The organism is Rhizobium etli CFN 42 (assembly GCF_000092045.1).
Taxonomy (GTDB): Bacteria; Pseudomonadota; Alphaproteobacteria; order Rhizobiales; family Rhizobiaceae; genus Rhizobium; species Rhizobium etli.
Genome location: NC_007761.1, coordinates 2914417 through 2939126 on the forward strand (window position 1 = coordinate 2914417; position 24710 = coordinate 2939126).

Annotated in this window: 17 protein-coding genes, 1 other RNA gene and 1 pseudogene; 7 read left to right on the top strand and 12 right to left on the bottom strand. The window is 61.5% G+C overall.

Annotated features, from left to right (window positions below):
- Positions 1-21 precede the first annotated feature (21 nt).
- From ssrA to RHE_RS14335, 4 genes are all read left to right on the top strand, one after another.
- Positions 22-384: a transfer-messenger RNA gene (gene ssrA, locus RHE_RS31220) on the top strand.
- Between the two features lie 126 nt (positions 385-510).
- On the top strand, positions 511-1026 hold the full coding sequence (locus RHE_RS14325) for an SspB family protein (RefSeq protein ID WP_011426046.1): 516 nt from the start codon (positions 511-513) through the stop codon (positions 1024-1026).
- A 50-nt stretch (positions 1027-1076) separates the two neighbouring features.
- The gene (locus tag RHE_RS14330; protein WP_011426047.1) at positions 1077-1271 is read left to right on the top strand and encodes a DUF4169 family protein; all 195 of its coding nucleotides are present in this window, start codon (positions 1077-1079) and stop codon (positions 1269-1271) included.
- Between the two features lie 103 nt (positions 1272-1374).
- Entirely contained in the window at positions 1375-1599 is a 225-nt protein-coding gene (locus RHE_RS14335) for a ribbon-helix-helix domain-containing protein (RefSeq protein WP_020921773.1), read from the top strand.
- Between the two features lie 56 nt (positions 1600-1655).
- On the opposite strand, the gene RHE_RS14340 is transcribed toward RHE_RS14335, so the two are convergent.
- The 3 genes from RHE_RS14340 to RHE_RS14350 form a co-directional block, all read right to left on the bottom strand.
- The gene (locus RHE_RS14340; RefSeq protein ID WP_011426049.1) at positions 1656-5366 is read right to left on the bottom strand and encodes an AsmA family protein; all 3711 of its coding nucleotides are present in this window, start codon (positions 5364-5366) and stop codon (positions 1656-1658) included.
- Positions 5367-5486: 120 nt separating this feature from the next.
- The gene (locus tag RHE_RS14345; RefSeq protein ID WP_011426050.1) at positions 5487-6893 is read right to left on the bottom strand and encodes an FAD-binding oxidoreductase; all 1407 of its coding nucleotides are present in this window, start codon (positions 6891-6893) and stop codon (positions 5487-5489) included.
- Between the two features lie 262 nt (positions 6894-7155).
- Positions 7156-8190: an aldo/keto reductase gene (locus tag RHE_RS14350; RefSeq protein WP_011426051.1), complete on the bottom strand. Its 1035-nt coding sequence runs from the start codon at positions 8188-8190 to the stop codon at positions 7156-7158.
- A gap of 92 nt (positions 8191-8282) precedes the next feature.
- Between RHE_RS14350 and RHE_RS14355 the strand changes: the two genes are divergently transcribed.
- Together RHE_RS14355 and RHE_RS14360 are read left to right on the top strand one after the other, a co-directional pair.
- The gene (locus RHE_RS14355) at positions 8283-9185 is read left to right on the top strand and encodes a LysR family transcriptional regulator (protein ID WP_011426052.1); all 903 of its coding nucleotides are present in this window, start codon (positions 8283-8285) and stop codon (positions 9183-9185) included.
- A gap of 211 nt (positions 9186-9396) precedes the next feature.
- Positions 9397-10492: pseudogene (locus RHE_RS14360) on the top strand (AbrB family transcriptional regulator).
- Here the strand turns inward: RHE_RS14360 and RHE_RS14365 are convergent.
- Entirely contained in the window at positions 10419-11360 is a 942-nt protein-coding gene (locus tag RHE_RS14365) for an AraC family transcriptional regulator (protein WP_011426053.1), read from the bottom strand. The pseudogene RHE_RS14360 and the gene RHE_RS14365 sit on opposite strands and share 74 nt — an antisense overlap.
- Before the next feature lie 32 nt (positions 11361-11392).
- Here RHE_RS14365 and RHE_RS14370 point away from each other — a divergent pair, with 32 nt between their 5' ends.
- Positions 11393-11800 (top strand): DUF2000 family protein, encoded by a 408-nt coding sequence (locus tag RHE_RS14370; RefSeq protein ID WP_011426054.1) that lies wholly within the window; start codon positions 11393-11395, stop codon positions 11798-11800.
- A 67-nt stretch (positions 11801-11867) separates the two neighbouring features.
- Here the strand turns inward: RHE_RS14370 and RHE_RS14375 are convergent, their stop codons facing one another.
- The 8 genes from RHE_RS14375 to RHE_RS14410 form a co-directional block, all read right to left on the bottom strand.
- Entirely contained in the window at positions 11868-12533 is a 666-nt protein-coding gene (locus RHE_RS14375) for an OmpA family protein (protein ID WP_011426055.1), read from the bottom strand.
- 236 nt (positions 12534-12769) lie between these two features.
- Complete coding sequence (locus tag RHE_RS14380; RefSeq protein WP_011426056.1) at positions 12770-13768, bottom strand: flagellin N-terminal helical domain-containing protein; 999 nt, start codon at positions 13766-13768, stop codon at positions 12770-12772.
- Positions 13769-14038: 270 nt separating this feature from the next.
- Positions 14039-17194 carry an efflux RND transporter permease subunit gene (locus tag RHE_RS14385; RefSeq protein WP_011426057.1) on the bottom strand — a complete coding sequence of 1052 codons (3156 nt, stop codon included), beginning with the start codon at positions 17192-17194 and terminating at the stop codon, positions 14039-14041.
- Positions 17191-18396: an efflux RND transporter periplasmic adaptor subunit gene (locus tag RHE_RS14390; RefSeq protein ID WP_011426058.1), complete on the bottom strand. Its 1206-nt coding sequence runs from the start codon at positions 18394-18396 to the stop codon at positions 17191-17193. Before RHE_RS14390 ends, RHE_RS14385 begins: the two co-directional genes overlap by 4 nt.
- A gap of 262 nt (positions 18397-18658) precedes the next feature.
- A complete protein-coding gene (locus RHE_RS14395) occupies positions 18659-19573 on the bottom strand; it encodes an adenylate/guanylate cyclase domain-containing protein (protein ID WP_011426059.1) in 915 nt (304 codons plus the stop codon).
- A 203-nt stretch (positions 19574-19776) separates the two neighbouring features.
- Positions 19777-21327: a SpoVR family protein gene (locus tag RHE_RS14400; RefSeq protein WP_020921779.1), complete on the bottom strand. Its 1551-nt coding sequence runs from the start codon at positions 21325-21327 to the stop codon at positions 19777-19779.
- The gene (locus RHE_RS14405; RefSeq protein ID WP_020921780.1) at positions 21324-22598 is read right to left on the bottom strand and encodes a YeaH/YhbH family protein; all 1275 of its coding nucleotides are present in this window, start codon (positions 22596-22598) and stop codon (positions 21324-21326) included. The genes RHE_RS14400 and RHE_RS14405 overlap by 4 nt, the downstream gene beginning before the upstream one ends.
- A gap of 12 nt (positions 22599-22610) precedes the next feature.
- Positions 22611-24554 carry a PrkA family serine protein kinase gene (locus RHE_RS14410; protein WP_020921781.1) on the bottom strand — a complete coding sequence of 648 codons (1944 nt, stop codon included), beginning with the start codon at positions 24552-24554 and terminating at the stop codon, positions 22611-22613.
- Positions 24555-24710 lie beyond the last annotated feature (156 nt).

Sequence of the window (24710 nt, forward strand, 5' to 3'; positions counted from 1 at the left end):
CATAAAGCTTTTATGACGTTTGCCCTTTCCTTGGACGGAGGAAATCACTATATCAACCCTGCCGGCTTTCGGGCCGGCTATGGCAATAAATGAGCGGTGTAATAAACCTATTGGACCCGGGGGCGGTACCCGGCGCCTCCACCAAAAACCGGCGGCATCGAAGGACGGCTTTTGATGGGGGCGAAATAGGATCGACAAGGGTGTAAAGATCGACTTTTTGCTCGGCATTGTACCGCCGTTATCGGGCTAAAATTGTAGTTGCAAACGACAACTATGCGGAAGCTCGTCTCGCTGCTTAATCGCGGTGTGACACTTCAATCAAAGTCCTAGTGGTTCGCACCTCTAGGCGGGGTCCGAAGGCACCTGGCAACAGAAGCCTTCACCTTCTCCCTCAGACTGAAATCATGTATGCTGATCCATGCGTGACTCGGCTCCGGACTTTCCCAAGGCGCCTGAACGTGCCATATACCTTGTGAAAAGACTTCAGAACCGACGAAAGACAGGAAAAGCATGGGGCAGGATCATATCCGCTACGACATTCTGGCGCAGGATGCACTTCGCGGCGTCATCCGCAAGGTTTTGGCGGAGGTAGCAACGACGGGCCGTCTGCCCGGCGATCACCACTTCTTCATCACCTTCCTGACCGGTGCCGCGGGCGTACGCATCTCCCAGCACCTGAAGTCAAAATATCCCGAACAGATGACAATCGTCATCCAGCATCAGTTCTGGGATCTCAAGATCACCGAGACGCATTTCGAAATCGGCCTTTCCTTCTCCGACGTTCCGGAGAAGCTGGTCATTCCGTTCAACGCGATCCGCGGCTTTTACGATCCCTCCGTCAATTTCGAGCTCGAATTCGACGTGCCGCTTGCCGACGGCGAGGAGCTGCCATCCGGTGAGATCACCGCCTATCCCGTCGACTCCGCAGGAAAGCCCGATGAAGCCGCCGGCGCAAAACCGGCCGACGGCGAAGAGAAGAAGCCGGGCTCCGTCGTCTCGCTCGACTCTTTCCGCAAGAAGCAGTGATTTCAAAGCGAGGCTCAGCCTCCCTTTTTCATAAGGATCAAGCCTCGCGCATGAGTGCCGAAATCATCAATCTGCGTCAGTTCCGCAAGAAGCAGGCCCGCTCCGAAAAGGAGAAGCAGGCCGAGCAGAACCGCATTTCCTTCGGCCGCACCAAGGCCGAAAAGCAGCTCACCCGCAGCCTGAACGAGAAGGCCGACAAGGCTCACCGCGACGGCCGGATCGAGACGGATGACGACGGCGCATGAAGCTTCACGCAAAGCTTGAAGAGCCGGAAACGAATCAGCGATCAGCCACTTGCGCGATTTCCTTGAATCGATCCTCCAAGCCGATTGCGATGTAAACGGGCTGATGATCCGCAAGCACTCGGCGACACTGCATGGCCATCGCACCAGCTTTTCGCTGGAAGATGAATTCTGGGCCGAACTGAAGACGATTGCGGCAAGCCGTTCGATGTCGCTTGCCGCCCTGATTTCAGAGATCGACGACCACCGCCCGCCGGACAGCAACCTGTCCTCGGCCTTACGACTCCATGTGCTTTCATGGGCGAAGGCCGGCTGTGGCAGCCGGCCGTGACGCCGGGAACGCAAACAAAATCCTGAAACATCTCAGGCGACGCAAACCACGCGTCTTCATTGCGCCTGAATGCCCGGCAGATGGTCGAAATCGAGCTGACCGGGCTGCATCTGCCCGGAGCGCCGGGCCGCCTCCGCCTCAGCGGCCGCCCTCGCCTGCGCATCGGCTTTGGCTTTTGCCTCCGCTGCACGTGCGGCCTCCGCCTCGGCAGCGGCCTTCTGCGCAGCCGCCTCCTGCGCCAGTGCACGCAGCCGCTCTTCCTCGGCCTGCCGTTGCCGTTCGATTTCGGCCGCTCTGACGCGCTCGGCGTCATTGAAACGATAGAGCGCCACCTCGCGGCGCAACCGTTGCTTTTCGAGCACGATCGCCTGCAGCCGCTCGACGCGCCGCCGCTCACGCTCAAAAGCACGCAGCGACAGGTAGCTGGTGATATCGGTCACGTCCATCGTCTTGCCGGGTGACGGCAGCATGCCGGAAAAGTTCAGCCTCAGCGCCGGCTCGACACCCGGAAGCGCCTCCGCGCCTGGATTGAGGCCGATGCCGACCGTCGCGCTGATCCGCTCCTCCGGCAAGGCGATCTGTGCGTCGGCGGTAAGCCGGGCCAGATCGTTGGCCACGGTCACATTCTGCACCCTGAGCGTTCCGTCGGTGACGTTGAAAGGAATTCCGAGCGGCGGCAGCTTCGCTTCGCCGTTGTTGAGCAACGTCTCGACGATCGGATGCACCTTGCCGGCATTGATCTGTTCCTGCATCGGGTCGGTGGCGGCAAGCAGCGGCGGAAGGATGGCAAGGTTCAGTCCGCGTATGCTCGTATCGCCGAGTCTCAGCTCCCCCGAACCATTGAGCGAGCTGGCGATCTCGTTGATCGTCTTGCCCGAGGCCTCCATCGACAGCGACAATCCGAACTTGCCATTGGCAACCGGTGCGCCGTCACGCAGCCAGATGACGCCGGCAAGATCGGAATCAGCAAGCGCCAGCTTCGTCTGCAGGAAACCGGTGCCGTCGGCATTGATGAAGAGAAGATTGCCGGAGAGCTTGCCGCCATCCCAGTTGCCGGCCATGTCGTTGAGCTGCAACTCGTCGCCCTTGTAGGCGACGTTGCTGGTGAAATCGGACACCGCCGTTTCCGGCAGTCCGGGCCAGAACTCCTTGGCCGACAGTTTCACCTTGACGTCGAGATCCTTGAAGGTGGGCAGGCCCAGCGGCGCCTTCGACAACGTGCCGCTGGCGGGATCGACGATCTGGCCGAACACCGCCTCGCTGAGCCAGCCGGCATCCGCCTTGGCGAACTTCAGTTCGCCGCTCGCCGTCGTCTTCGCAGCCTTGCGGTCGAAGGTCAGCGCACCGGAAAACGCGTTGTCGGCCGCATGTCCCTTGAGATCAGACAAAACAATCTTGTCGCTATCGACGGCGGCATTGACCTGCAGGCCGAACGGCAACCCCGTTCCGGTCTGCGGCAGGGCTATGCCGTTCATGATGAGATAGGGGTCGATATCGGCGCTGTCGAGCGAGACCGCGATCTGGCCGTTCATGAAGCTCTCCGGCCGCACGTCAACCTTGCCGTTCGCGGTAAACGAGGTCCGGTCGGTCGCAAAAGTCAGCGCCGCATCGGCAGGATCGTTGCCCGATGCCTTCACCTTGAGCGTCAGGCGGCCATTCGCGCCGACATCGACCGGCAGCGGGTCGAGCCCGGCCTGACCGAACAGGATTGATGGCACGGCGTTTTCGAGTGTCGCCTCGAGGCTCGTCGTGCCGTTGCCCGTTAGCGCCAGGAGATCAGACATGCGGTAATCGAGGTTGACCCGGCTGCCGTTCGAGACGCCGGCCAGCGTCACCGTCAGCGCATCACCCTCCTCGCCACCGAGCGTCAGCGCGCCGCGCAACGCTGTATTGCCGTACCAGCCGGCGTTGCGCACCAGCCGGTCAAGCACGGGGTGGCGTGGAAGATGCTCGCGCAGCATGGTGAAGAAGCCGCCTGGATCGGCCGATTTGAAGGTGATCTCGCCCGCACCCTTATAGTCGAGCAGCGAGCCTTCGGCCCGGCCGGTCGCCGTCAGCTCGGCGCCCGCGAGATTCTTGACTGACAGCCGGTCGACCGCAAGCGCCCCGTCGGCGATCGTGAAGGTGGTCTCGACATTCTCGGCGTCCACTCCGAAAGCGGTGAACCGGTCGGCCTTGAGCTGTGCGGCGATCTTATGGTCGAGGACATTGTCGCCGCTCTCCTGCCCGGTCGCGAGCCCGGCCAGCGCCTGCAGCGCGTCAAGATCGAGCGTGTCGCCATTCAGCGCCACCGACAGGGTCGGCGTCTGGCCGGAGATCGCCTGCCGCTCCAGACGGCCCTTCAGCGTCGCCGATCCGACGGCGATTTCGAGATTTTCGAAACGCTGCAATTCATGAGTCAGGCTGACATTGGCGGAAAAACCCGCCTGCCGCAATTGGCGGATGGCCGGGTCAACCGAGCCGGCCAGCCAGGAGGCTAGCCCCGTTGGCTGGTTCGAGGCCATAACGATCTGGCCATTGAACGAGGGTTCTCCCTGAAGCAGGAGCTTGCCCTTGCCTTCCACCTGCGTCCGCCCCGGCAGTGTGCCGACGGCGCTGTCGATCATCCAGCCGGTACCGGCCGGCTCCAGCTCCAGTTGCACGTCGCGCAGCGTCGTGTCGCCGGCGACGATGGCCGGCAGCTTGACGCTTGCCTTGCCAGGCACCTGCGGGATCGGCACCTGCGCGACGATATCGATCAGAGAATTCAACCGTTGGCGCGCCGAAACCGCGGCATCCCGCGTCGTCTTGCCGGCTGCGCCCTGATTGCCGATGCGGTTCACGTCTATCTGCTGCCCGTCGGCGGTCAACAGGAACTCCGGCGCGTTGCCCGTATCGAGTGTCGCCTCCCCAGTTATCACATAGGGATCGTCCGTCGGGCCGATCTCCATCCGGTATTCGGGAATGCGGATGCGTTCGTTGGTAAGCTCAAAGCGGCCTTTGAGCCTCGGAGGCTGCTCGTTCTTATTGGCCGACCTGGCGCTGTTGCCGCTTTCGATCGCCGCCGAAAGCTGGCCCTGATAGTTCGGCTTGCGGTCGACCAGCTTCAGTTCGCCGTCGAGATCGATACTGACCGGATGTTTGTCCGGCGAAAGCTTCGTGCGCATGCGCAGCACGCCCTTCTCGTCCGGCTGGCTGCTCGAAATCGAGAAGTTGCCGTGTTCGCCGTCGAGGGCCGCATCGCCCTCGACACGCCAGGGGCCGGCGAGCGATTTGGCCGACATCTCCGCATTCAGGCCGGTGATGCGACGCGCCCGGCCCGACTGGTCGTCGAGGAAGTCGATTTCGCCACCGCTGACATGCACATTTTCGAGAACGACTGTTTTGGCCGGTATTTCGGCGCGGCTGCCGCGCATCCAGTCGAGTGTGCCGTCCTTGAGCAATCTGAGGCGCACCTTCGGATTGACGACGCGCATATCGAAGATCAGCGCCTCGCCCGACAGGAAAGGCGCAAGCTCGGCATCCATGGAAAATTGTTCGACCTTGACGATCGGCGTGCCATCGGCCTCCTGGCCGACGCGCACGTCATGCAGCGTGACCGACGGAAACGGCAGCAGACGGGCATCCACGGTGCCGTGGACGGTGACTTTCTTGCCAATGATGCGGCTTGCCTGATCCTCGAAGTTCTTGCGGAAATCGGTCCAGTCGATGAACAGCGGCGCAAGCAGCGCCACAAACAGCACTACGACGATCACTCCCCCCAGAAAGACGAGGAACCGGCCTACCAATGCAAGGAATCTCCATTCGGGATTGTGTTGCCGACACTGTTCAGGGTTCTGTTGTCGACACTAGCGCTATTCATGCGATGGGCAAGGCCCAAGTTCATGAGAATATTCCGTTTTTCAGCCTTAGTGGAAAATCTTGCCGGGATTGAAGATACCGTCCGGATCGAGCGCCTGCTTCACCTGTCGCATCAGATCCACCGAACCCCCGAGCTCCTGCTCCAGAAAGGCCATCTTGCCTTGTCCGATCCCGTGCTCGCCGGTGCATGTTCCGTCCATATCGAGTGCCCTGCGGTTGAGCCGCTCAACGAAGCCCTCGGCCCTGGCGATGTCTCCGGCGCTTTTATCGTCGAACAGCAGCAGCACATGGAAGTTCCCGTCGCCGGCATGGCCGACGATAGGGCCGAGCAGCCCATGTTCCTCGATATCGGCCTGCGTTTCGGAAACGCAATCGGCAAGCCTCGATATCGGAACACAAACATCGGTCGAAAGTGCGGCAAGCCCCGGCGCCAGCGCCCTGGCGGACCAGTAGGCGTCATGACGCGCCTTCCAGAGCTTCGTCCGCTCCTCGGCATTTACGGTCCAAAGAAACTCGCCCCCGCCACATTCAGCCGCGATCTCAGCGAAGGCTGCCGATTGCAGCGGCACGGTCTCGTCTGTGCCGTGGAATTCGAGGAAAAGCGTCGGGCTTTCGGCATAAGACAGCCCTGAGTAGGCGTTGCACGCCCGCATCTGCACAGCGTCGAGCAGCTCGATACGCGCCACCGGAATGCCCATCTGGATCGTCATGATGACGGCATCACAGGCCGCCTTGATGCTCGGAAAGGCGCAGACGCCGCCGGCTATCTTTTGCGGAATCGCCTGCAGGCGCAGCGTCACCGAAGTCAATATGCCGAGCGTGCCTTCGGCGCCGACAAAGAGCCGCGTCAGGTCATAGCCGGCCGACGACTTGCGGGCACGCCGCGCCGTGCGGATCTCCTCACCATTGGCGGTGACTGCCGTAACGGCAAGTACATTGTCCTTCATCGTGCCATAGCGCACGGCATTAGTGCCGGAGGCCCGCGTCGACGCCATGCCGCCGATCGAGGCATTGGCGCCAGGATCGATCGGGAAGAACAGGCCGGTATCGCGCAGGTGGATGTTCAGGGCCTCGCGGGTGATCCCGGGTTCGACCGTGCAGTCGAGATCCTCCGGATTGACCTCAAGCACCCGGTTCATACGGCTGAAATCGATCGAAATACCGCCATTGACGGCATTGACCTGACCTTCCAGCGAGGAGCCGGTGCCGAAACCGATCACCGGCACCCTGTGCGCCGCACAGGCCCTGACCGCCATCTTCACATCGTCGGCGTTTTCGGCAAAGAGTACGCCGTCGGGCAATTGCGACGGGATATAGGTCGTCGTGTGGGCATGCTGTTCACGGAAGGACCGGCCGGTCTGAAAGCGCTCGCCGAAGCTCTGTTTGAGAATGCCGAGCACGGCGGATATCCCCGCTTCGTTGCGTATCCCGGCCCTTGCGTCCTTCAGCGCCATCCCTTTGATCTCCCTGCCATTCCGCGTAAACGAAACCGCGTCCCGCAGATTACTGCGCCGCACGTCCGTTCCGACGTACATGGACGCTGTAGAACTTTAAAATTGCTGCATAATTTCGTCTTACATCGATTCCGATTTAAGGAGATATGCAGCAGGCTGGGTATGGGGCAAGTCAAAGCGGCTGTCCAGTTAAGATTGGGAAAAGATTTCGCTCCCCCTTTGTTGTAGACCAGGGGCCATGGACAGGCCTGCCGCGGCAGCCTCAGACGATCGGTGGATTGAGGAGCGCAAAACCCTGCTGCCGTCGATAAGGGAAATACGGATAAGGCGCCGTCACCGCGCTGACCGCGTCGAGCCTTTCGATCTGATCTTTCGACAGGCTCCAGTCGGCCGCGGCAAGGTTCTGCCTGAGCTGATCTTCGTTGCGGGCGCCCATGATGACGCTTGATACCGTCGGCCGGCCGAGCAGCCAGTTTATCGCGATCTGCGGCACCGTCTTGCCGGTCTCCGCTGCGATCGAATCCAGCACCTCGACGATGTTGAACAGCCTCTCGTCGTCGACAGGTGGGCCGTATTGGGCCGTCTCGTGCAAGCGGCTTGCGGCCGGAAGCGGCTCACCGCGGCGGATCTTGCCGGTGAGCCGCCCCCAGGCGAGCGGACTCCAGACGAGCGCGCCGACGCCCTGGTCGGCGCCGAGTGGCATCAGCTCCCATTCATAGTCGCGCCCCGCCAGCGAATAATAAACCTGATGAGCGACATAACGCGGATAGCCGGAGCGCTCGGCCGCGGCGAGCGACTTCATCAGCTCCCAACCGGCAAAATTCGAGACGGCGACATAACGGATCTTGCCTGCGGCGACGAGGCCGTCGAGCGTCGACAGCACCTCCTCGACCGGGGTCGAGGCATCGAAGGCGTGGAGCTGCAGGAGGTCGATATAGTCGGTGCCGAGCCGGCGCAGAGCATCATCGGTCGCGCGGATCAGCCGCGCCCGCGAGGTGCCCCAGGCCTGCGGTCCCTCGCCCATCGGCAATGCGGTCTTGGTCGAGATCAGCACGGCATCCCGCTGGCCGCGGATCGCCTGGCCGAGCACCTCCTCGGAAGCGCCGGCCGAATAGACATCGGCCGTATCGAAGAGATTGACGCCGGCTTCGAGGCAGATGTCGACGAGCCGCCGGGCCTCTTCGGCATCGGTATTGCCCCAGGCGCCGAACAGCGGTCCGCTGCCGCCGAACGTGCCCGCGCCGAAGCTTAAAACCGGCACTCTGAGGCCGGATGCGCCGAGATTTCTGTACTCCATCGATTTGTCTCCTGTGTTTCCTCGGAGATAGACCCGGCCTTTCCGTTGATATAGATTGCCAAGTAGAACATCATCTGTGACTTGAATTCATCATGAGCCGTCAGGACATCAACCGCTCGGGCGAAATGGAGGTCTTCGTCAGCGTCGTCGAGCGCGGCGGCTTTTCCGCAGCCGCCACGGCGCGGCGCATGACACCGTCGGCCGTCAGCAAGCTCGTCGCTCGGCTGGAGGCGCGTCTCGGCGCCCGCCTCGTCAACCGCTCGACCCGCAAGCTGCAACTGACGCCGGAGGGCTGCGCCTTCTATGAGCGCAGCATCGCCATCCTTGCCGATATCGCCGAGGCCGAACGCCAGGCATCATCCGGCGAACAGGCGTCGGGCCGCATCCGCATCAACACCAGCGGCTCCTTCGGCAATCATGTGCTGGCGCCACTCGTACCCGCCTTCATGGCGCTTCATTCCGCCGTCACGCTCGATATCACCCACACCGACAGGATCGTCGATCTGATGGAAGAGCGCGCGGACGTTGCGATCCGCACCGGCCCTTTGAAGAACTCCAGCCTGATCGCCCGCAAGCTTGGCGCCACCGGCAAGCTCATCGTCGCTTCGCCCGATTATATCAGCCGTCATGGCGAACCGCGCAGCGTCGCCGATCTCAGCCGCCATTGCCGCATCGGCTTTTCCTACGCCCGCGCCGTGGAGGGCTGGCCGCTGCGCGAGGACGGCGAAACGGTAACGGTGCCGATCACGCCGGGCGTGCAGGTTGGAGACGGCGAAGCCATGCGCCATCTCGCGCTCTCTGGCGCCGGTCTTGCACGGCTGGCAGCCTTCACCGTACGCGCCGATATCGATGCCGGCCACTTGGTGCCGGTGCTGGAAGCGGCCAATCCCGGCGATATCGAGGAATTCTATGCCGTCTATATGGGCCAGGGCGGACCGCTGCCGGGCCGAGTGCGCGCCCTGCTCGATTTCCTCGTAAAACATGTTCGACTCTGACGAGATAACAAGGACTTGCGGCGGCGGCTTGATTCAAATTCACATGCTGTATCGCCTAGAAGCCAGATTTCGCAATTGACCGCCGTCACAGCCCCCGCCTATACCGAGGCCGCGCCGACCGGCCTTTGAGCCGGCCTCTCTTCGTCATGCCGGACCTCCTCCCACCTTCACCCTCAGGACTTGGCGCCGGCCGGGAAAAATATGAGGATTCATGCCACTCAGCCACGCACGCCGCCTGCTGCGGGATGCCGGCCTGCCGAAATGGGCGCTGCTGCTCACGCTTTCCACGGCCCTCACCGTCTTTCTCGAACTCTTTGCCCTACCCGCCTCGCTGCTAATCGGACCGATGGTTGCCGCCATCATGCTGGCGCTGACCGTCGGCAAGGGAAAGCTTCGCGTGCCGCTTCAGCCGCTGCAGTTCGGTCAGGTTCTCGTCGGTCTGATGATGGCGCGCACCATCACCCCTGATATCCTCGGCGCCATGGCAAAGGACGCGCCGCTCTTCCTGCTGTTCGTCTTCTCGGTGAATCGCCATTGCCACTGGCCTCGGCTGGCTCCTGACGCGCTGGCAGGTGCTGCCGGGAACGACCGCTGTCTGGGGCTCGTCGCCGGGTGCGGCCTCCGCCATGGTCATCATGTCGGAAGCCTATGGCGCCGATGCCCGCCTCGTCGCCTTCATGCAATATCTGCGCGTCGTCTTCGTCGCTGTCGGCGCTTCGGTGATCTCGCGCCTCTGGGTGGCGACCGACGGCGGCGAGCCGCCGCCGCTCGTCCTCTTCCCCGCAGTCGACTGGCCCGCCTTTGCGGCGACCATCGCCTTTGCCGGCTTTTGCGCCTATGGCGTGCGCCTCCTGCGCATCCAGGGCGGCATGATCATCGTGCCGCTCTTCCTCGGTGCGTTCCTGCAGGGCGTGGGCCTCCTGAAGATCGAGCTGCCGATGTGGCTGCTTGCCATTGCCTATACGCTCGTCGGCTGGAGCATCGGCCTGCGCTTCACCCGCGCGATCATCAGCCATGTGGCGCGCGCCCTGCCGCGCGTCGCCGCCTGCATCGTGCTGCTGATGGCGCTTTGCGGCTGCATGGCGGCGGCCCTTCACATCTTTGCCGGCATCGATCCGCTGACGGCCTATCTCGCCACCAGCCCCGGTGGCGCCGATTCCGTTGCCATCATCGCTGCCTCAAGCGACGTCGACGTGCCTTTCGTCATGGCGATGCAGACCGGCCGTTTCCTGGTTATTCTGCTGATCGGGCCGGCGCTTGCCCGCTTTGTCGCGCGCCGTTCCGGCCTTGCGGAAAACCCCGCCTAAGCATTGTCCACTGCCCGGGTGTGATGCCGTAGGCTTTCTTGAAGTGACGGTTGAAATGCGCCTGGTCGGCAAAGCCCGTCGCAGCCGCCACATCGGCGAAATTTTCGCCTTCGTCCATCAGCGCCTTCGCCTGCTGCAGGCGCCGCATCAGCATGTAACGGTGCGGGCTGGTGGCAAGGGCCGCGCGGAAATGTCGTGACAAGGTGAAGCGGTCGAGGCCGGTGATTTTCTCCAGTTCGCCCGAGCGCACAGGCCGCAGCGCATGCGCCTCCAGGTAATCGCGCGCTGCCCGCACCTGCTGCCAGGCGACCGCGCCCAGTGGCCGGCGGCGCACCTGCGAATGCCGCGACAGGCCGCCGGCAACGCGGCTGACGAAATCGTCGACGAAAAGCTCGTCCAGCTGCCGATCGAGTTCGCCGAGCGCTCCCAGAAGCACCTTCGCCAAGGCCCCGTCGCCGATGACCGGCTCCTCGACGAAGGGAAGCCCGATCTTCTCCGCCTCCAGGCATTCCATCAGCAGCGAAGGCTCCAGGTAGAGCATGCGGTAGTGCAGCCCGGCCTCCGTCGCCGCCCCGCCGTCGTGCTCCTCGTCCGGATGCAAAACAATCACCTGCCCCGGCAGGCTGAAGCGCCGCTCGCCGCGATAGGTGAAGGTCTGGACGCCGTGCAGGGTCACGCCGAGCGCATAGGTATCGTGCCGGTGCGGTTGGAAGACATTACCGGAAAATTGCGCCTCGATCCGTTCGATGCCGGGAAAGGCGGGCGCAGTCAGGATGCCGCTACCGGCGGGCGCGGCCAGCGTGCCCCCCTGCGGCTCGCACAAACGTTCAAGACCTTCGAAGACCTGCGGCGTTAAAACCTGGCTCAACGCGTTTCGATACCCTGATGAGAGAGACTGGAATGTTTGATACCAAAATTGCCATCGTCCTGCGAAACAATCTTGCCGGCTGGCAGAAGCTGAACGTCACAGCCTTCCTGTCGACAGGCATCGCCGGGCAGTATCCCGAAATCATCGGCGAGCCCTACAAGGACCGCGCCGGCAATCTCTACAACCCGCTGTCGATCCAGCCAATTATCGTGCTGTCCGCCGACGAAGCGACAATCTCGACCATCCATCGCCGCGCGCTGGAGCGCGAGGTAACCCCCTCTATCTTCATCGAGGAGATGTTTGCCACCGGCCATGATGCCGCCAACCGCGCCGTCTTCGCCGAATATGCCCCCGGCGACGCCAAGGTCGTCGGCATCGCACTGCGCGCCGACAAGAAGATCGTCGACAAGATCACCAAGGGTGCGACGATGCAGCATTGATGGAATCGGCAGAAACGAAGAATGCCAGGCGATGGCCCGGCCTTCTGTTGTCTGAAAGAGCGCCTGCTCAGCCCTGCGTGATCGGCGCGATCTGGATTTCGACGCGGCGGTTCTGCGCGCGGCCGGCCTCGGAGGCGTTGGAGGCGACGGGCTGGGACGGGCCGAAGCCGACGGCGGAGACGCGGCGCTGGTCGATGCCCTGGCCGCCGAGATAGTCGGCAACCGAAAGCGCGCGGCGCTGCGACAGGTCCTGGTTATGCTGCAGGCTGCCTGTCGAATCCGTATGGCCGTTGACGTCGATCAGCGTGCGGTTGAACTTGCGCAGCACGATCGCCACCGAATTCAGCGTCGGATAAAAGCCCGGCTTCACGGCATCCTGGTCGACATCGAAGGTGATGTTCGAGGGCATGTTGAGGATGATGTTGTCGCCATTGCGGGTCACCGAAATACCGGTGCCTTCGAGCTGAGCGCGAAGCTCGGCTTCCTGCTGGTCCATGTAGTTGCCGATCGCGCCGCCGGCCAGGGCGCCGATACCGGCGCCGATCAGCGCCGCGTTGCGCTTGCCATGCCCGCCGCCGCCGACGGCCACGCCGACGAGGGCACCGCCGAGCGCGCCGAGCGCAGCACCGCCCGCTGTATTGGAAACCTTCTGCTCACCCGTATAGGGATCGGTCGTCGTGCAGGCGCTGAGATAGCTTGCTGCGACAGCCAGAAGTACGAATTTCTTGATCATGGACAGGACAGTCTCCGTTCAAAACTGATGCGAGCAAATGGCAAGGATTACGGCAAGAAAATGAAGATGTTCTCTAGATAGGCGAATTTCGGGCGCCGAAACAGCAGCCATGTTGCAGCAATGCGCTGATATCACCAGTTTTAAGGGCAGGCTCGACCACGTGGACAGTGGCCGAGGCGCGCAGCCGCAGGGCGGAGCCTCGAAGATCGGGGGCGGATGACTGGGTGGTCGCCCCCTTAGAAATTCTGGAACAGCTGTCTGACCGTATCGTAAGTTGCGTTGGCGATGTTCAGCGATTGCAGGCCGAGCTGCTGCTGCGTCTGCAGCGCCCTGAGCCTGCTCGACTCCTCCTCCATATCGGCATCGACGAGCCGGCCGATGCCGGCGGTGATGTTGTCGTGCAGCTGGGTGGCGAAGTCGTTCTGCAGCTCGATTCGTTTTTCCAGCGCGCCGAAGGCCGAACCGACCGTCGTCAACTGCGTCAGCGCGGCATCGACGACACTGATCATCTCACCGATCTGCCCTTGCGTCGTCGCGGCCGACAGCGAAATGACGACCTGGCCGGCGGTGGTGCCATTTTTGCTGGTCATCAGCACGTAGTTCTGCGCGGTCCCAAGCTCGGTGGCGAAATAGGCCGAGGTCAGCACGCCGTATTCGCCCGAGCCGGTGGCGCGGTCGTCGATCAGATAGCGCGCATCCTTGGAGCTCGTGGCCCCGACAGGCGTATTGTCGATATGGTAGCTCAGCATGCCGATGGAGACCGTGCCGTCGGAATTGCGGATGAAGGACGCCGGAATCTGGCGCGGCTGCGTCGGCGTCGCATCATTGTTGAGGATCACCCAGTTGTCGCTGTTGAAGGTCGCCGATTCCGAAACGCTGCGCAGCTGCTCCTGCAGCTGCTTGAGTTCTTCGTTGATCTTGTTCTTGTCGACCCCGTTCTCGGTGGCGGCGACAAGCTTGGCCTTGATCTCCGAGACGACGTCGATGACGTTCTGCACACCGGTATAGGCCGTGCCCATCGTCGCAGCCGCCATGCCGAGCGCGTCCTGGATCGCCGAAATGGCCTTATTGTCGGTGCGCGCGGTAGTGGCGATCGACCAATAGACGGCGTTGTCGGCCGCTTTGGCGACACGCATGCCCGTCGTGATGTGGTTTTGCGTGACCGTCATATTGCGATTGATATCGCGCAGCACATGGAGCGCCGCATCAACGGAGACGCGCTGATAAATACTCACGGGAACTAAACTCCAAAAAACGCAACAGAACGCAACTGGACTACGAATGAACCATCCACGCAGACACTCATGTCCGGGGTCGCTGGATCCAGCGCATTGCGGCCTTCGAGAAACGGAGAAGACCAGTCGGTTCCTGATCACGATCATTGCCGCTTATGCTTAATAAACGGCTAAACGTCAGACGAAATTTATCTTGTTCCGCAAGACTTGATACACCATAGAAACCCCGCCAATGGGAACTTTGCGGGGTGTTTCGGTCGGGATCTAAGCTCATTCGGCAGCTTGCAGCTGTTCCTCGTCGGGTGCTGCGCGCCCACGGGTGGCGACCGCCATCTCCTCGTGAAGGCGTGCTTCCTCATGGGCGTGCGGCTTGGCGAAGCGGGCAAGCAGCAGATAGGCGACCGGCGTGATGAACAATGTCACCAGCGTCGCGAAACCGAGACCGCCGACGATTACCCAGCCGAGTGCCACGCGCGCTTCCGCACCTGCGCCATGGGCAAAGACAAGCGGCACGCCACCGAGGATGGTGGCGATCATCGTCATCATGACGGGGCGAAGGCGCAGCGCGCAGGCCTTCTCGATCGAGGACCGCACGTCCTCACCGCGATCGCGCAGCTGGTTGGCGAATTCGACGATCAGGATACCGTTTTTGGCCATGACGCCGACGAGCAGCACGAGGCCGATCTGGCTGTAGATATTGAGACTTGAGCCCGTGATGATGAGCGCGAAGACGGCGCAGGCAAGGCCGAGCGGCACCGTCGACATGATGATCAGCGAGGAGAGCACGCTTTCGAACTGGGCGGCGAGCACCAAGAAGATGATGATGATGGCAAAACCGAAGGTCAGCGCCATGCCGCTCGAATTCTCTTCCAGCGTCGCGGCTTCCGCGAGCGGCAGCAGGCGTGCGCCGGGCGGCAGCAGCGGCTCGGCAAGTTCCGTCACCTGTTTGACGGCATCGCCGAGCGACATGCCGTTCCTGAGACCGGCGGTGATGGCGACCGAGGCGAGCTGCTGCTCGCGGTTCAGCTGCGGGGCGACCGAACCTTCCTTCATCGACGCGATGACCGACATCGGCACAATCTTGCCGTCGCCGGTCTTCAGGAAGACGTTTTCGAGATCCGTGGGATCGTCGATCGGCCGTGTCGTCGAGGTCAAAAGCACGGGATAGGATTCGCCGTCGACGAAGACGTCGACCACCGAGCGCCCTTCGAGCAGCGACTGGATCGCCGTCGAGAGCCCGGTAATGTCGATGCCGAGATCCGAGGCGCGCTCGCGGTCGATCGCCACCGATACCTGCGCCTGGCTGGGTTCGTTGGTCAGGCGCGGCGTATCATATTGGCCGGTGGCGTCGAGCGCCTGCACCAGCTTGGCGGCCGCTGCCGTCAGCGCCTGGTGATCGTTACCAACAAGCGCCATCTGCACACCGCTGCCGGCGCCGCGAATGCGCAGGCTGTTGGACGAGATGGCGTTGCCACGCAGCGCCGGCACCTTCGCCGCCGCCTGGTTGATGTCGCCGACGATCTCCGCCTGTGTCCGATGCCGCTCTCCCCAGGGGGCGAGCGTCAGCACCATGAAGCCGCTGTTCAAAGAACCGCCCTGCCCGGAGATCGAAAAGACATTGCGGATGTCGCCGCTGTCGACCAGCGGCTGCAAATATTCCTCGACGAGCTGCATCTTGTCGCGGGTATATTCGAGGCTCGATCCCTGCGGCGTCGTCAGCCGCATCATCACCAGCGACCGGTCCTCCTCCGGCGTCAGCTCGCTCTTGACCGTCGAGAAGGCGATCAATGCCGCACCGGCAAACATCACCGAGAAAAGGATGATGACGAAAGGTGCGTTGAGGCAGCCGTGCAGCGCCCATTTGTAGAGGTTGGCAAAAGCCCCGCCGACGCGGCCGAGTGCGCCGTGATCCTCGATCATCGGCTTCGTCAGCATGCGCGAGGCGAGCATTGGGCACAGCGTCAGCGCCACGATCGATGACAGCCCGACCGAGAAAGCGAGCACGAAGCCGAACTCGCGGAAGAGGCCGCCGACCTGCCCCGGGAGGAAGGAAAGTGGGATGAAGACGGCCGCCAGAGTCGCCGTCGTGGCGATGACGGCGAAGAACACCTCGCGTGTGCCGAGCACGGCGGCCGCGCGCGGTCCCATGCCCTCGGCGCGCCGGCGCACGATGTTTTCGAGCACCACGATCGCGTCGTCGACGACGAGGCCGGTGGCCAGCACGATGGCGAGCAGCGTCAGAATGTTGATCGAGAAGCCGACCATATATATCGCAGCCAATGTCCCGATCAGCGCCACCGGCATGCTGACCGCCGGAATCAGCGTCGCCCGCCAGTCGCGCAGGAAGAGATAGATGACGGCGGTGACGATGACGGCCGCAAGCGCCAGCGCCAGCACCACCTCATGGATCGCGCCTTGGATGAAGACGGCGTCATCGCTGGTGATGGCGATCGTCGTTCCCTCGGGCAGCGTCTTCGACAGCTGCTCGACGGCGGCCTTGATGCCGGTCGAGATGTTCAGCGTGTTCGACTGCGCCTGACGGATGATGCCGAGGCCGATGCCGGGCTTGCCGTTCGAGCGTAGCGCCGTATCGCCGTCTCGGGGTCCGAGCGTTACGGTCGCGACGTCGCCGAGGCGGACGCGGTCCTGCAAAATGACCTTGGAGAAATCCGCCGGCGTCTGCAGGTTGGCGGTGGCGCGCACGACAATGTCCTGCGTCGTGCTTTTCAGCGAACCTGCCGGCACGTCGAGCGCGGCATTGTCGAGCGCCTTGGTCAAGTCGCCGATGGTGAGCCCGCGGCTGGCGAGCGCCCCCTGATCGACATCGACGCGGAAGACCTTTTCCTGGTCGCCATATTCCTCTACGTCGGCGACACCATCGACGGAGGCCAGACGATCGATCACCTCGTTCTCGACGAGCTGCGTCAGATCGTCCATGTTCAGCTTGGTGGAGGTGACGGCAAGGCGCATGATCGCCGAAGAATCTGAATCCGCTTTGACGATCTGCGGCGCATCGGCCTCGTCGGGCAGATTCTGGGTGATGCGGCCGATCGCGTCGCGCACGTCGTTGGCGGCGACCGCGAGATCGATCGCATCGGTAAATTCCAGCGTCACCCGGCTCTGGCCGAAGGAAGAGGTCGACGAGATCGATTTCAGGCCGCTGACCCGGGCGACCGCGCCTTCGATCACCTTGGTGAGTTCCTGGTCGATCGTCTGCGGAGAAGCGCCGTCGAAAGTGGTGCGCACGGTAACGACGGGACGATCGACATCAGGCAGCTCTCGCACCTCGACACCGACATAGGCTGCTAGGCCGGCGACAACCATCAGCGTGTTGAACACCAGCGCCAGGATCGGCCGGCGGACGAAAAGCGCGGTGAAGCTCTGCTTGCCCGACGCTCGGTCCTGAGGCAGTTCGGTCACGCTCATTGGGTCGCGACCTCCCCGTTCGCTGCAACATCGGCAGTGACGCGCACCGCCCCTCCCTCACGCACGCGCTGCAGGCCCTGCGTCACGATCTTGTCGCCGTCCTTGAGATCGGCGTTGACGAGAATGAAGTCGGGATTGCGCTGCACGATGCTCACCCGCACCTTGTGCGACTTGTCGTCGGTCACCTGCCACACGAAGGACCCTTGCGAATCCCACTGCACGGACTGCGGATCGACCGCCGGATATTTGTCGCCGGGGAATTTCATGCTGACGCTGAAGGACATGCCGGCGCGCAGCTCGTCGGAAGAGTTGTCGATGCGGGCGCGCAAGCGCAGCGTGCGGCTTGCCGCATCGATGCGGTTGTCGACCGCCTCGATCACGCCCGAAAACACCTGCCCCGGCTTGGCCACCGACATCGCTTCCACCGGCTGGCCGACCTCGACCGTATTCGAAAAACGCTCCGGCACCCAGAAATCGACAAGGATTTCCGAACGGTCGTCCAGCGTGACGATCGGCGTGGTCGTCGTGACATTATCGCCGATATTGACCGGCACGATGCCGACGATGCCGTCGATCGGGGCCGTGATGTTGCGCCGGGCGAGATTGAGCTCGGCGGCCTGCAGCTGCAGCCGCGCGCCCTGCTCGGCGATCTCGGAATCGAAAACGTCCATGCGCGACACGCTGGACTTGATGTTGTGATAGAGATTGGACTTCTCGACCGCAGCTTTCACCGCCACATCCGCCTGGCCGCGGGCGATCACCTGCTCCTCGCTGTCGAGCTTGGCGAGAACCTGCCCGGCCTTCACCCTGTCGCCTGATTTGATGAGGATTTCGCGGATTGTCCCCGACGCCTGCGGCGTCACCGCGACGGAACGGATCGCATCGCCTGTACCGATGGCATTCAGCCGGTCGTTGACGACGCCCTGGACGACGGCTTCCGTCGCGACAAGAATGGCGCTGTTGCGCCCGCCGCCGCGGCGGTTTTGACCCTGTCCCTGCCCTTGGCCCCGTTGCCCCTGCGCCCCGGCGGAAGCACCGGCATCGGCTGTTTGAGGAGCTTTTGGCGCGATCATGGAAACGAGGCGATCCGGAATGCCTGCATCGCGCATCTTATCGCCGGCGCCGGGCGCAAAGAAAACCCACGCGGCAAAACCGGCAATGATGACGATGAGCGAAAGTATAAACTGCTTCCAAAAGGCCATTCACGTCTCCGGAGGGACTCGAGGTTGGACCAGGGTCGGTCGAAAGAGGCGCTACGGGATCAAGCTTCCCATGCGACAATATCGCGCGTTTACAGCTTACCGACAAGCATAAGCGGCCGGCATTACCGATTTGTAATATCAGCGAAGAATGGAAATAACCCGCCCGCTCACTTTTGCTTGAATGGAGCTCGCAAAGGTCTTCCATGCTGCCGGTTTCCGGACGGAGATCGCTCAAAACCCATGAAAAATGAGGTGCGGAAATCTATCGGCGTATCGCCCATCGCAGGCCGATCATCGTTGCGATCCCGAGTATCGGCCAAACCGCCCAGAAGGTCCCATTCCAGGTGAGAGCATTGATGCCGATAATGCCGAGCGCCGTGATCGCGAGTGTCACCATCCTGCGGTCAAAACGCGCCTGGTCACGATTCCAGGCAAGCGCTGCAATGACGATGAGCGCAAGCAGCGGAAAGCGAGCCCAGAAAACTGCGTGCCATGTGAGGAGATTGATGCCGACGACTACAGCGGCGATGACGCCGAGCACGCTGAACAGCCTTCGGCCGTAGCCGGCAGCCGGTCTTGCCTCGGCCATGACCTGGGCCGCCGGCTGGGGCCGAACGGAAGCGGGACGTTCCGCAGGCTGCGCCTCGTCGCCTCCGTCGCCGATCTTGACCGCATAGCTCGGCACGCCCTCGTCGACGTTCTTCACCGTCAGCGGCCCGAGAAACTCGAAACCAACCGCCACCTTGTTGCGCACCTGGTCGTAGACGGTACTCGAAATGACGATGCCGCCGGGCGAAGCCGACGTCTGCAGCCGCGCGGCAATATTGACGCCGTCGCCATAAATGTCGTCACCTTCGACGATCACGTCGCCGAGATTGATGCCGATGCGGAAGAGCATGCGTCCATTGCTCGGGCGGCCGGCATTGAAACCGGCGAGTTCGTTCTGGGTATCGACGGCCGCACGCACCGCTTCGACGACGCTCGGAAACTCGGCGATCAGTCCGTCGCCCCAGGTATTGACGACGCGGCCGCCGTGGCTCTCGATCAAATGTGCCATCGCGTCGCGGCAGCGCTTCAGCGTCGCAAGCGTCCCCTCCTCGTCGGCCCCCATCAGCCGTGTATAGTCTTGCACGTCAGCACAGAAGATCGTCGTCAGCTTCCGCCGCGTTTCACTCATTGTCACTCGCCTTTGCGCTATCCCGAAAGGTCGCTGCAAGGTGGAATTGGGTTGAGTGGAGACCAATATGAACGATTGCAGCGGCGGTAAATTACGCAGCCTTTGTGTTTGTTGCCATCGATAATTGCCGATCGCCGCCGGATGCGGACAAAAGGATGACGCGTACGACGCGCTTTAGCCCGGCACGTCGCAAGAAACCTGGATCATTGAACGATCTTGCGTGGGCTCGCCGTATGTTCCTTCGCCACGGTGCTCGAGCCGTCGATTTCCTGAAGCAGCACGTCGTAGCCCCAGAGATCGGCGAGATGTTGCAGGACGAGCTTCGTGTCGCCTTCCTGCAGATAGCAGCCGTTCATGACGATATGCTGCAGCAACAGACGGCGGTCGCCGGCGAGGTCGACATCGACGATATCGATTGCCGGATCGGTCCAGCCGATATCGTATTCGCGGGAGAGCTGGCGGCGAATGCGCAGATAGCCGCGCTCATTGTGAATTGCCGAAACCAGCACACCTTCGGTCTGTTCCGGGTCGTCGTAGAGATGGAACAGCCGCAACCGCCGGATCAGATTCGGGCTCAGGAACTGGCTGATGAAACTTTCGTCCCGGTAATTTGCCCAAATGTCGCGCAGGACCCCCATCGCGTCGCCGCGTCCCGCAATATCGGGAAACCATGCCCGGTCCTCTTCCGTCGGCTTCGTGACGATCCTCTCGATGTCCTGCATCATCGCAAAACCAAGCGCATAGGGATTGAAGCCCGAGAACCGCCGATCGTCGTAATTTGGCTGGAAGACGACATTGGCGTGCGACTTCAGGAATTCGAGGAAATTCCCGTCGCTGATCTGCCCCCGCTCGTGAAGCCGGTTCATGATTTGATAATGGACGAAGGTGGCGGTTCCCTCATTCATCACCTTGGTCTGCCGCTGGGGATGGAAATATTGCGCGACATGGCGGACGATACGAAGGATCTCGCGCTGCCACGGCTGCAGTCGGGGCGCGGATTTCTCGAGAAAATAGAGGATGTTATCCTGCGGAAGGCCGAGCGCGGCGCGCCGCTTTTCCAAGCCTATGTCACCCGCCTTCTTTGCCTTGCCGACGGGAACTGTGCGCCACAGGTCGTTGAACATCTGCTCCTCGTGGGCGCGACGCTCCTGTTCCCGCTTCTCCTCCTGGCGAAGGTCGATCGTGGTCTTGCCGGCATATCGATGCACCCCATGCGACATCAGCGCATGCGCCGCATCGAGAGTTCTTTCGACGGCCGTCTCGCCGTAACGCTCTTCGCAGCGAGTGATATAACCCTTGGCGAAATCAAGATAATCGAGAATTCCCTCGGCATCGGTCCAAAGCTTGAAGAGATAGTTGTTCTTGAAGAAGTGATTGTGGCCGAAGGCCGCATGGGCGATGACGAGCGTCTGCATCGTCGCCGTGTTTTCCTCCATCAGATAGGAAATGCAGGGAGAGCTGTTGATGACGATCTCGTAGGCAAGGTCGCGCATCCCGCGGCGGTAGAAGGTTTCATGATGCGCAAAGTGTTTTCCAAAGGACCAATGGCGGTAAAAGAGCGGCATGCCGGTCGAGGAATAGGCATCCAACATCTGCTCCGAGGTGATGACTTCGATCTGATTCGGATAGACATCGAGGCCGAGTCCACCGAGCGCGATCTCCTCGCACGCATCGTGGATGCGCTGCAGCGTTGCAAAGTCCCAGTCGGCCCCCTCGAACAGGAGCCGCTCTCTTGGCCTCACCGTCATGGTCATGGCGTCACCTTCGACTGTGCGTCACGTTTCTGGAAGAGATCGTGGAAAACAGGGAATATTTCGCTTCGCCGGCAGACCTTGCGCATCGAAAGCGGCAGCGGTTCGGAACGGATCCCGTCATAGAGCATCCAGAGGGGCGACCGCGATACTGAAGAATCACCCCCTTCCTCGCCGACCTCGATATAGGCAAAATACTGGCACAGCGGCAAAATCTCGCGCAGCAGCTGCCCGGTCAGATTTCCGTCCGAATGGGCGTTGTCACCGTCCGAGGCCTGGGCGCCATAGATATTCCACTCCGCCGGGTCGAAACGCGCCGCAATGATCGCCCGCATGGCGGCAAGCGCACTCGACACCAGCGTGCCGCCCGTCGCCGGACCGTAGAAGAAGGTTTCCTCATCGACCTCCTCTGCCCTGTCGGTATGGCGGATGAAGACGATTTCCACTTTCTTGTAGCGTTTCGACAGGAAAAGGTAGAGCAGCAGGTAGAACCGCTTCGCAAGGTCCTTCATGTGCTCCGACATGGAGCCCGAGACGTCCATCAGGCAGAACATCACCGCTTTGGCGACAGGCTTCGGCTCGTTTTCGAAGCGGCGATAGCGCACGTCAAGCGGATCGATATAGGGAATGCGCCGGCTTTTTTCCGTCAGGGATTTGAGTTTTGCCTCAAGCGCCAGACGATTTACCTCGTCCTCGCATTCCTCGATCTGCCGCTTCAGGGCTTCGATTTCTTCGCGGCGTGGGCGGCCGAGCGCAACGCGGCGCATCATTGCCAGCTTCGTTGTGCGGCCGACGGCAATATTGGAGGGCGACCCTGATACGGAATAGCCGGCCCGGAACGGAGTTTCCTCCTCGGTTTCGGCTAGACGCCGCTTGGCGAGGTCTGGCAATTCGAGGTCGTCAAGGAACACATCGAGGAATTCCTCCCGCGTCAGTACGAAGCGGAAGCCGTCCTCACCGTCGCCTTCGCCTGCATCTTTTGGTTTTCCACCCTTCCCGCCCGGCGGCCGCGGAATGATGTCTCCTTCGACGAAGGCCCGGTTCCCGGGCAGGATGTGATCGGCGATGCCGCCTTCACCCCGTCGAAAACTCGGTTCGGCCATCCCATCGATCGGCAGGCTGATCTCCCCGCCGTCGAGCACATCTCGAATGTTTCGATTTTGCAGAGAGCGTTTGACCGCCTGCTGCACGGCTCCTTTCATGCGTCGAAGGAACCGCTGACGATTTTCCAGACTTTTACCGCGCGGATTTAGCCGCCGGTCGACAATGTGCATAATGGCTCCGCATTAACTTGCCTGTTTGACGCGCATGTACCATTCGACAAGGCGCCGAACCTGCCGCTCGGTGTAACCTCGCGCGGCCATGCGCGAGACGAATTCACTGTGCTTCTTCTCGGTTTCCGAATCCTTCTTCGATCCGAACGAAATGACCGGCAAAAGATCCTCAACCTGCGAGAACATACGTTTCTCGATGACTTCCCGGATTTTCTCGTAGCTCGTCCATGACGGATTTTTTCCGCCGTTTGCGGCACGCGATCTCAACGAGAACTTGACGATCTCGTTGCGAAAATCCTTTGGATTGGCGATTCCCGCCGGCTTTTCGATTTTCGTCAACTCCTGATTGAGGAGTTCGCGGTCGAGAAGCTGACCAGTATCGGGATCCTTGAAGTCCACATCTTCGATCCAGGCATCGGCATAGTCTACATAGCGATCGAACAGATTCTGTCCGTAGTCCGCATAGGATTCAAGATAGGCCTTCTGAATTTCATTGCCAATGAACTCTGCGTAGCGTGGCGCAAGATCGGCCTTGATGAATTCCAGATAACGCTTCTCCACATCGTCGGGAAATTGCTCGCGACGGATCGCCTGTTCCAGAACATACATCAGATGGACGGGATCGGCGCCGATATCGGTGGTGTCGTGATTGAAGGTGGAGGCGAGCACTTTGAAGGCGAAGCGCGTCGATATCCCATCCATGCCTTCGTCGATCCCGGCTGCATCCCGGTATTCCTGAACGCTGCGGGCGCGCGGATCGCTTTCCTTCAGGCTTTCGCCGTCATAGGTGCGCATCTTCGAGAAGAAGGTCGAGTTCTCATGCTTGCGCAGGCGCGAAAGGACGGAAAAACGCGCCAGCATTTCAAGCGTTGCCGGTGCGCATGGTGCGTCCACGAGTTCCGATCCCTCGATCAGCTTTTCGTAGATCCTCTGTTCCTCCGTCACCCGAAGGCAATAGGGCACCTTGATCACGCAGATACGGTCGATGAAGGCCTCGTTGTTTTTGTTGGCCTTAAAGGTCTGCCACTCCGCCTCGTTCGAATGCGCAAGGACGATGCCGGAGAAAGGTATGGCGCCGATATTTTCGGAACCGATATAGTTGCCCTCCTGCGTTGCCGTCAGCAACGGATGCAGCATCTTGATCGGCGCCTTGAACATCTCGACGAATTCGAGAATGCCCTGGTTGGCGCGATTGAGCCCGCCGGAATAGCTGTAGGCATCGGGATCGTTCTGGGAGTAGGTTTCCAGCTTGCGGATGTCGACCTTGCCGACCAGCGAGGAGATGTCCTGATTATTCTCATCGCCAGGCTCGGTCTTGGCAATTGCGATCTGGCGCAATCGCGAAGGTTGTATTCTGACGACGCGGAATCGGGAGATATCGCCTCCAAAATCGTCGAGTCGCTTCAAGCACCACGGGCTCATCAATCCGTGCAGACGCCGCAACGGAATTCCGTACTGCTCCTGCAGCAGCGAGCCCATCGTCTCCGGATCGAAGAGGTTGAGCGGGCTTTCGAACACGGGGCTGATCTCGTCACCCGCCTTCAGAACGTAGATCGGATGAACCTCCATCAACTGCTTCAGCCGCTCCGCCAGCGACGACTTTCCGCCGCCTACCGGACCGAGCAGATAAAGAATCTGCTTGCGCTCCTCGAGCCCCTGCGCCGCATGCCGAAAGAACGAGACGATGCGTTCGATTGTCTCTTCCATGCCGTGAAAGCCCGCAAAGGCGGGATAAACCCGGATGGTCCTGTTCATGAAGATTCTGCCCAGGCGCGCGTCCTTGGCGGTGTCCACCATCTGCGGTTCGCCTATCGCAGCGAGCAGACGCTCGGTCGCGTTGGCATAGGCGATCGGCTCGGTTTTGCAGAGATCGAGATATTCCGAAACCGACATGTCGGTTTCGCGGCGCGCTTCATAACTGCGTGTGAACGCATCGAATACGGATTCACTCAGCATGGGACCTCCATTAAGGTTATGCCGTAGGCTCTAAGCCGTATAACCATCGAGATGGCCACGGCGTTCCTAAGAATCAATAGTTTCGTAGGTATATTCGACGCTGACCGGCCGTTTGTGGCAATGCACAAAATTGTGCATGCACCGGTATTTTTTTTA

Bases quoted from the DNA above. Each gene is read 5' to 3' on its own strand.
- RHE_RS14325 (WP_011426046.1), top strand. From the start codon at position 511: ATGGGGCAGGATCATATCCGCTACGACATTCTGGCGCAGGATGCACTT.
- RHE_RS14330 (WP_011426047.1), top strand. From the start codon at position 1,077: ATGAGTGCCGAAATCATCAATCTGCGTCAGTTCCGCAAGAAGCAGGCC.
- RHE_RS14335 (WP_020921773.1), top strand. From the start codon at position 1,375: ATGATCCGCAAGCACTCGGCGACACTGCATGGCCATCGCACCAGCTTT.
- RHE_RS14345 (WP_011426050.1), bottom strand. From the start codon at position 6,893: ATGGCGCTGAAGGACGCAAGGGCCGGGATACGCAACGAAGCGGGGATA.
- RHE_RS14350 (WP_011426051.1), bottom strand. From the start codon at position 8,190: ATGGAGTACAGAAATCTCGGCGCATCCGGCCTCAGAGTGCCGGTTTTA.
- RHE_RS14355 (WP_011426052.1), top strand. From the start codon at position 8,283: ATGAGCCGTCAGGACATCAACCGCTCGGGCGAAATGGAGGTCTTCGTC.
- RHE_RS14370 (WP_011426054.1), top strand. From the start codon at position 11,393: ATGTTTGATACCAAAATTGCCATCGTCCTGCGAAACAATCTTGCCGGC.
- RHE_RS14375 (WP_011426055.1), bottom strand. From the start codon at position 12,533: ATGATCAAGAAATTCGTACTTCTGGCTGTCGCAGCAAGCTATCTCAGC.
- RHE_RS14385 (WP_011426057.1), bottom strand. From the start codon at position 17,194: ATGAGCGTGACCGAACTGCCTCAGGACCGAGCGTCGGGCAAGCAGAGC.
- RHE_RS14390 (WP_011426058.1), bottom strand. From the start codon at position 18,396: ATGGCCTTTTGGAAGCAGTTTATACTTTCGCTCATCGTCATCATTGCC.
- RHE_RS14395 (WP_011426059.1), bottom strand. From the start codon at position 19,573: ATGAGTGAAACGCGGCGGAAGCTGACGACGATCTTCTGTGCTGACGTG.
- RHE_RS14400 (WP_020921779.1), bottom strand. From the start codon at position 21,327: ATGACCATGACGGTGAGGCCAAGAGAGCGGCTCCTGTTCGAGGGGGCC.
- RHE_RS14405 (WP_020921780.1), bottom strand. From the start codon at position 22,598: ATGCACATTGTCGACCGGCGGCTAAATCCGCGCGGTAAAAGTCTGGAA.
- RHE_RS14410 (WP_020921781.1), bottom strand. From the start codon at position 24,554: ATGCTGAGTGAATCCGTATTCGATGCGTTCACACGCAGTTATGAAGCG.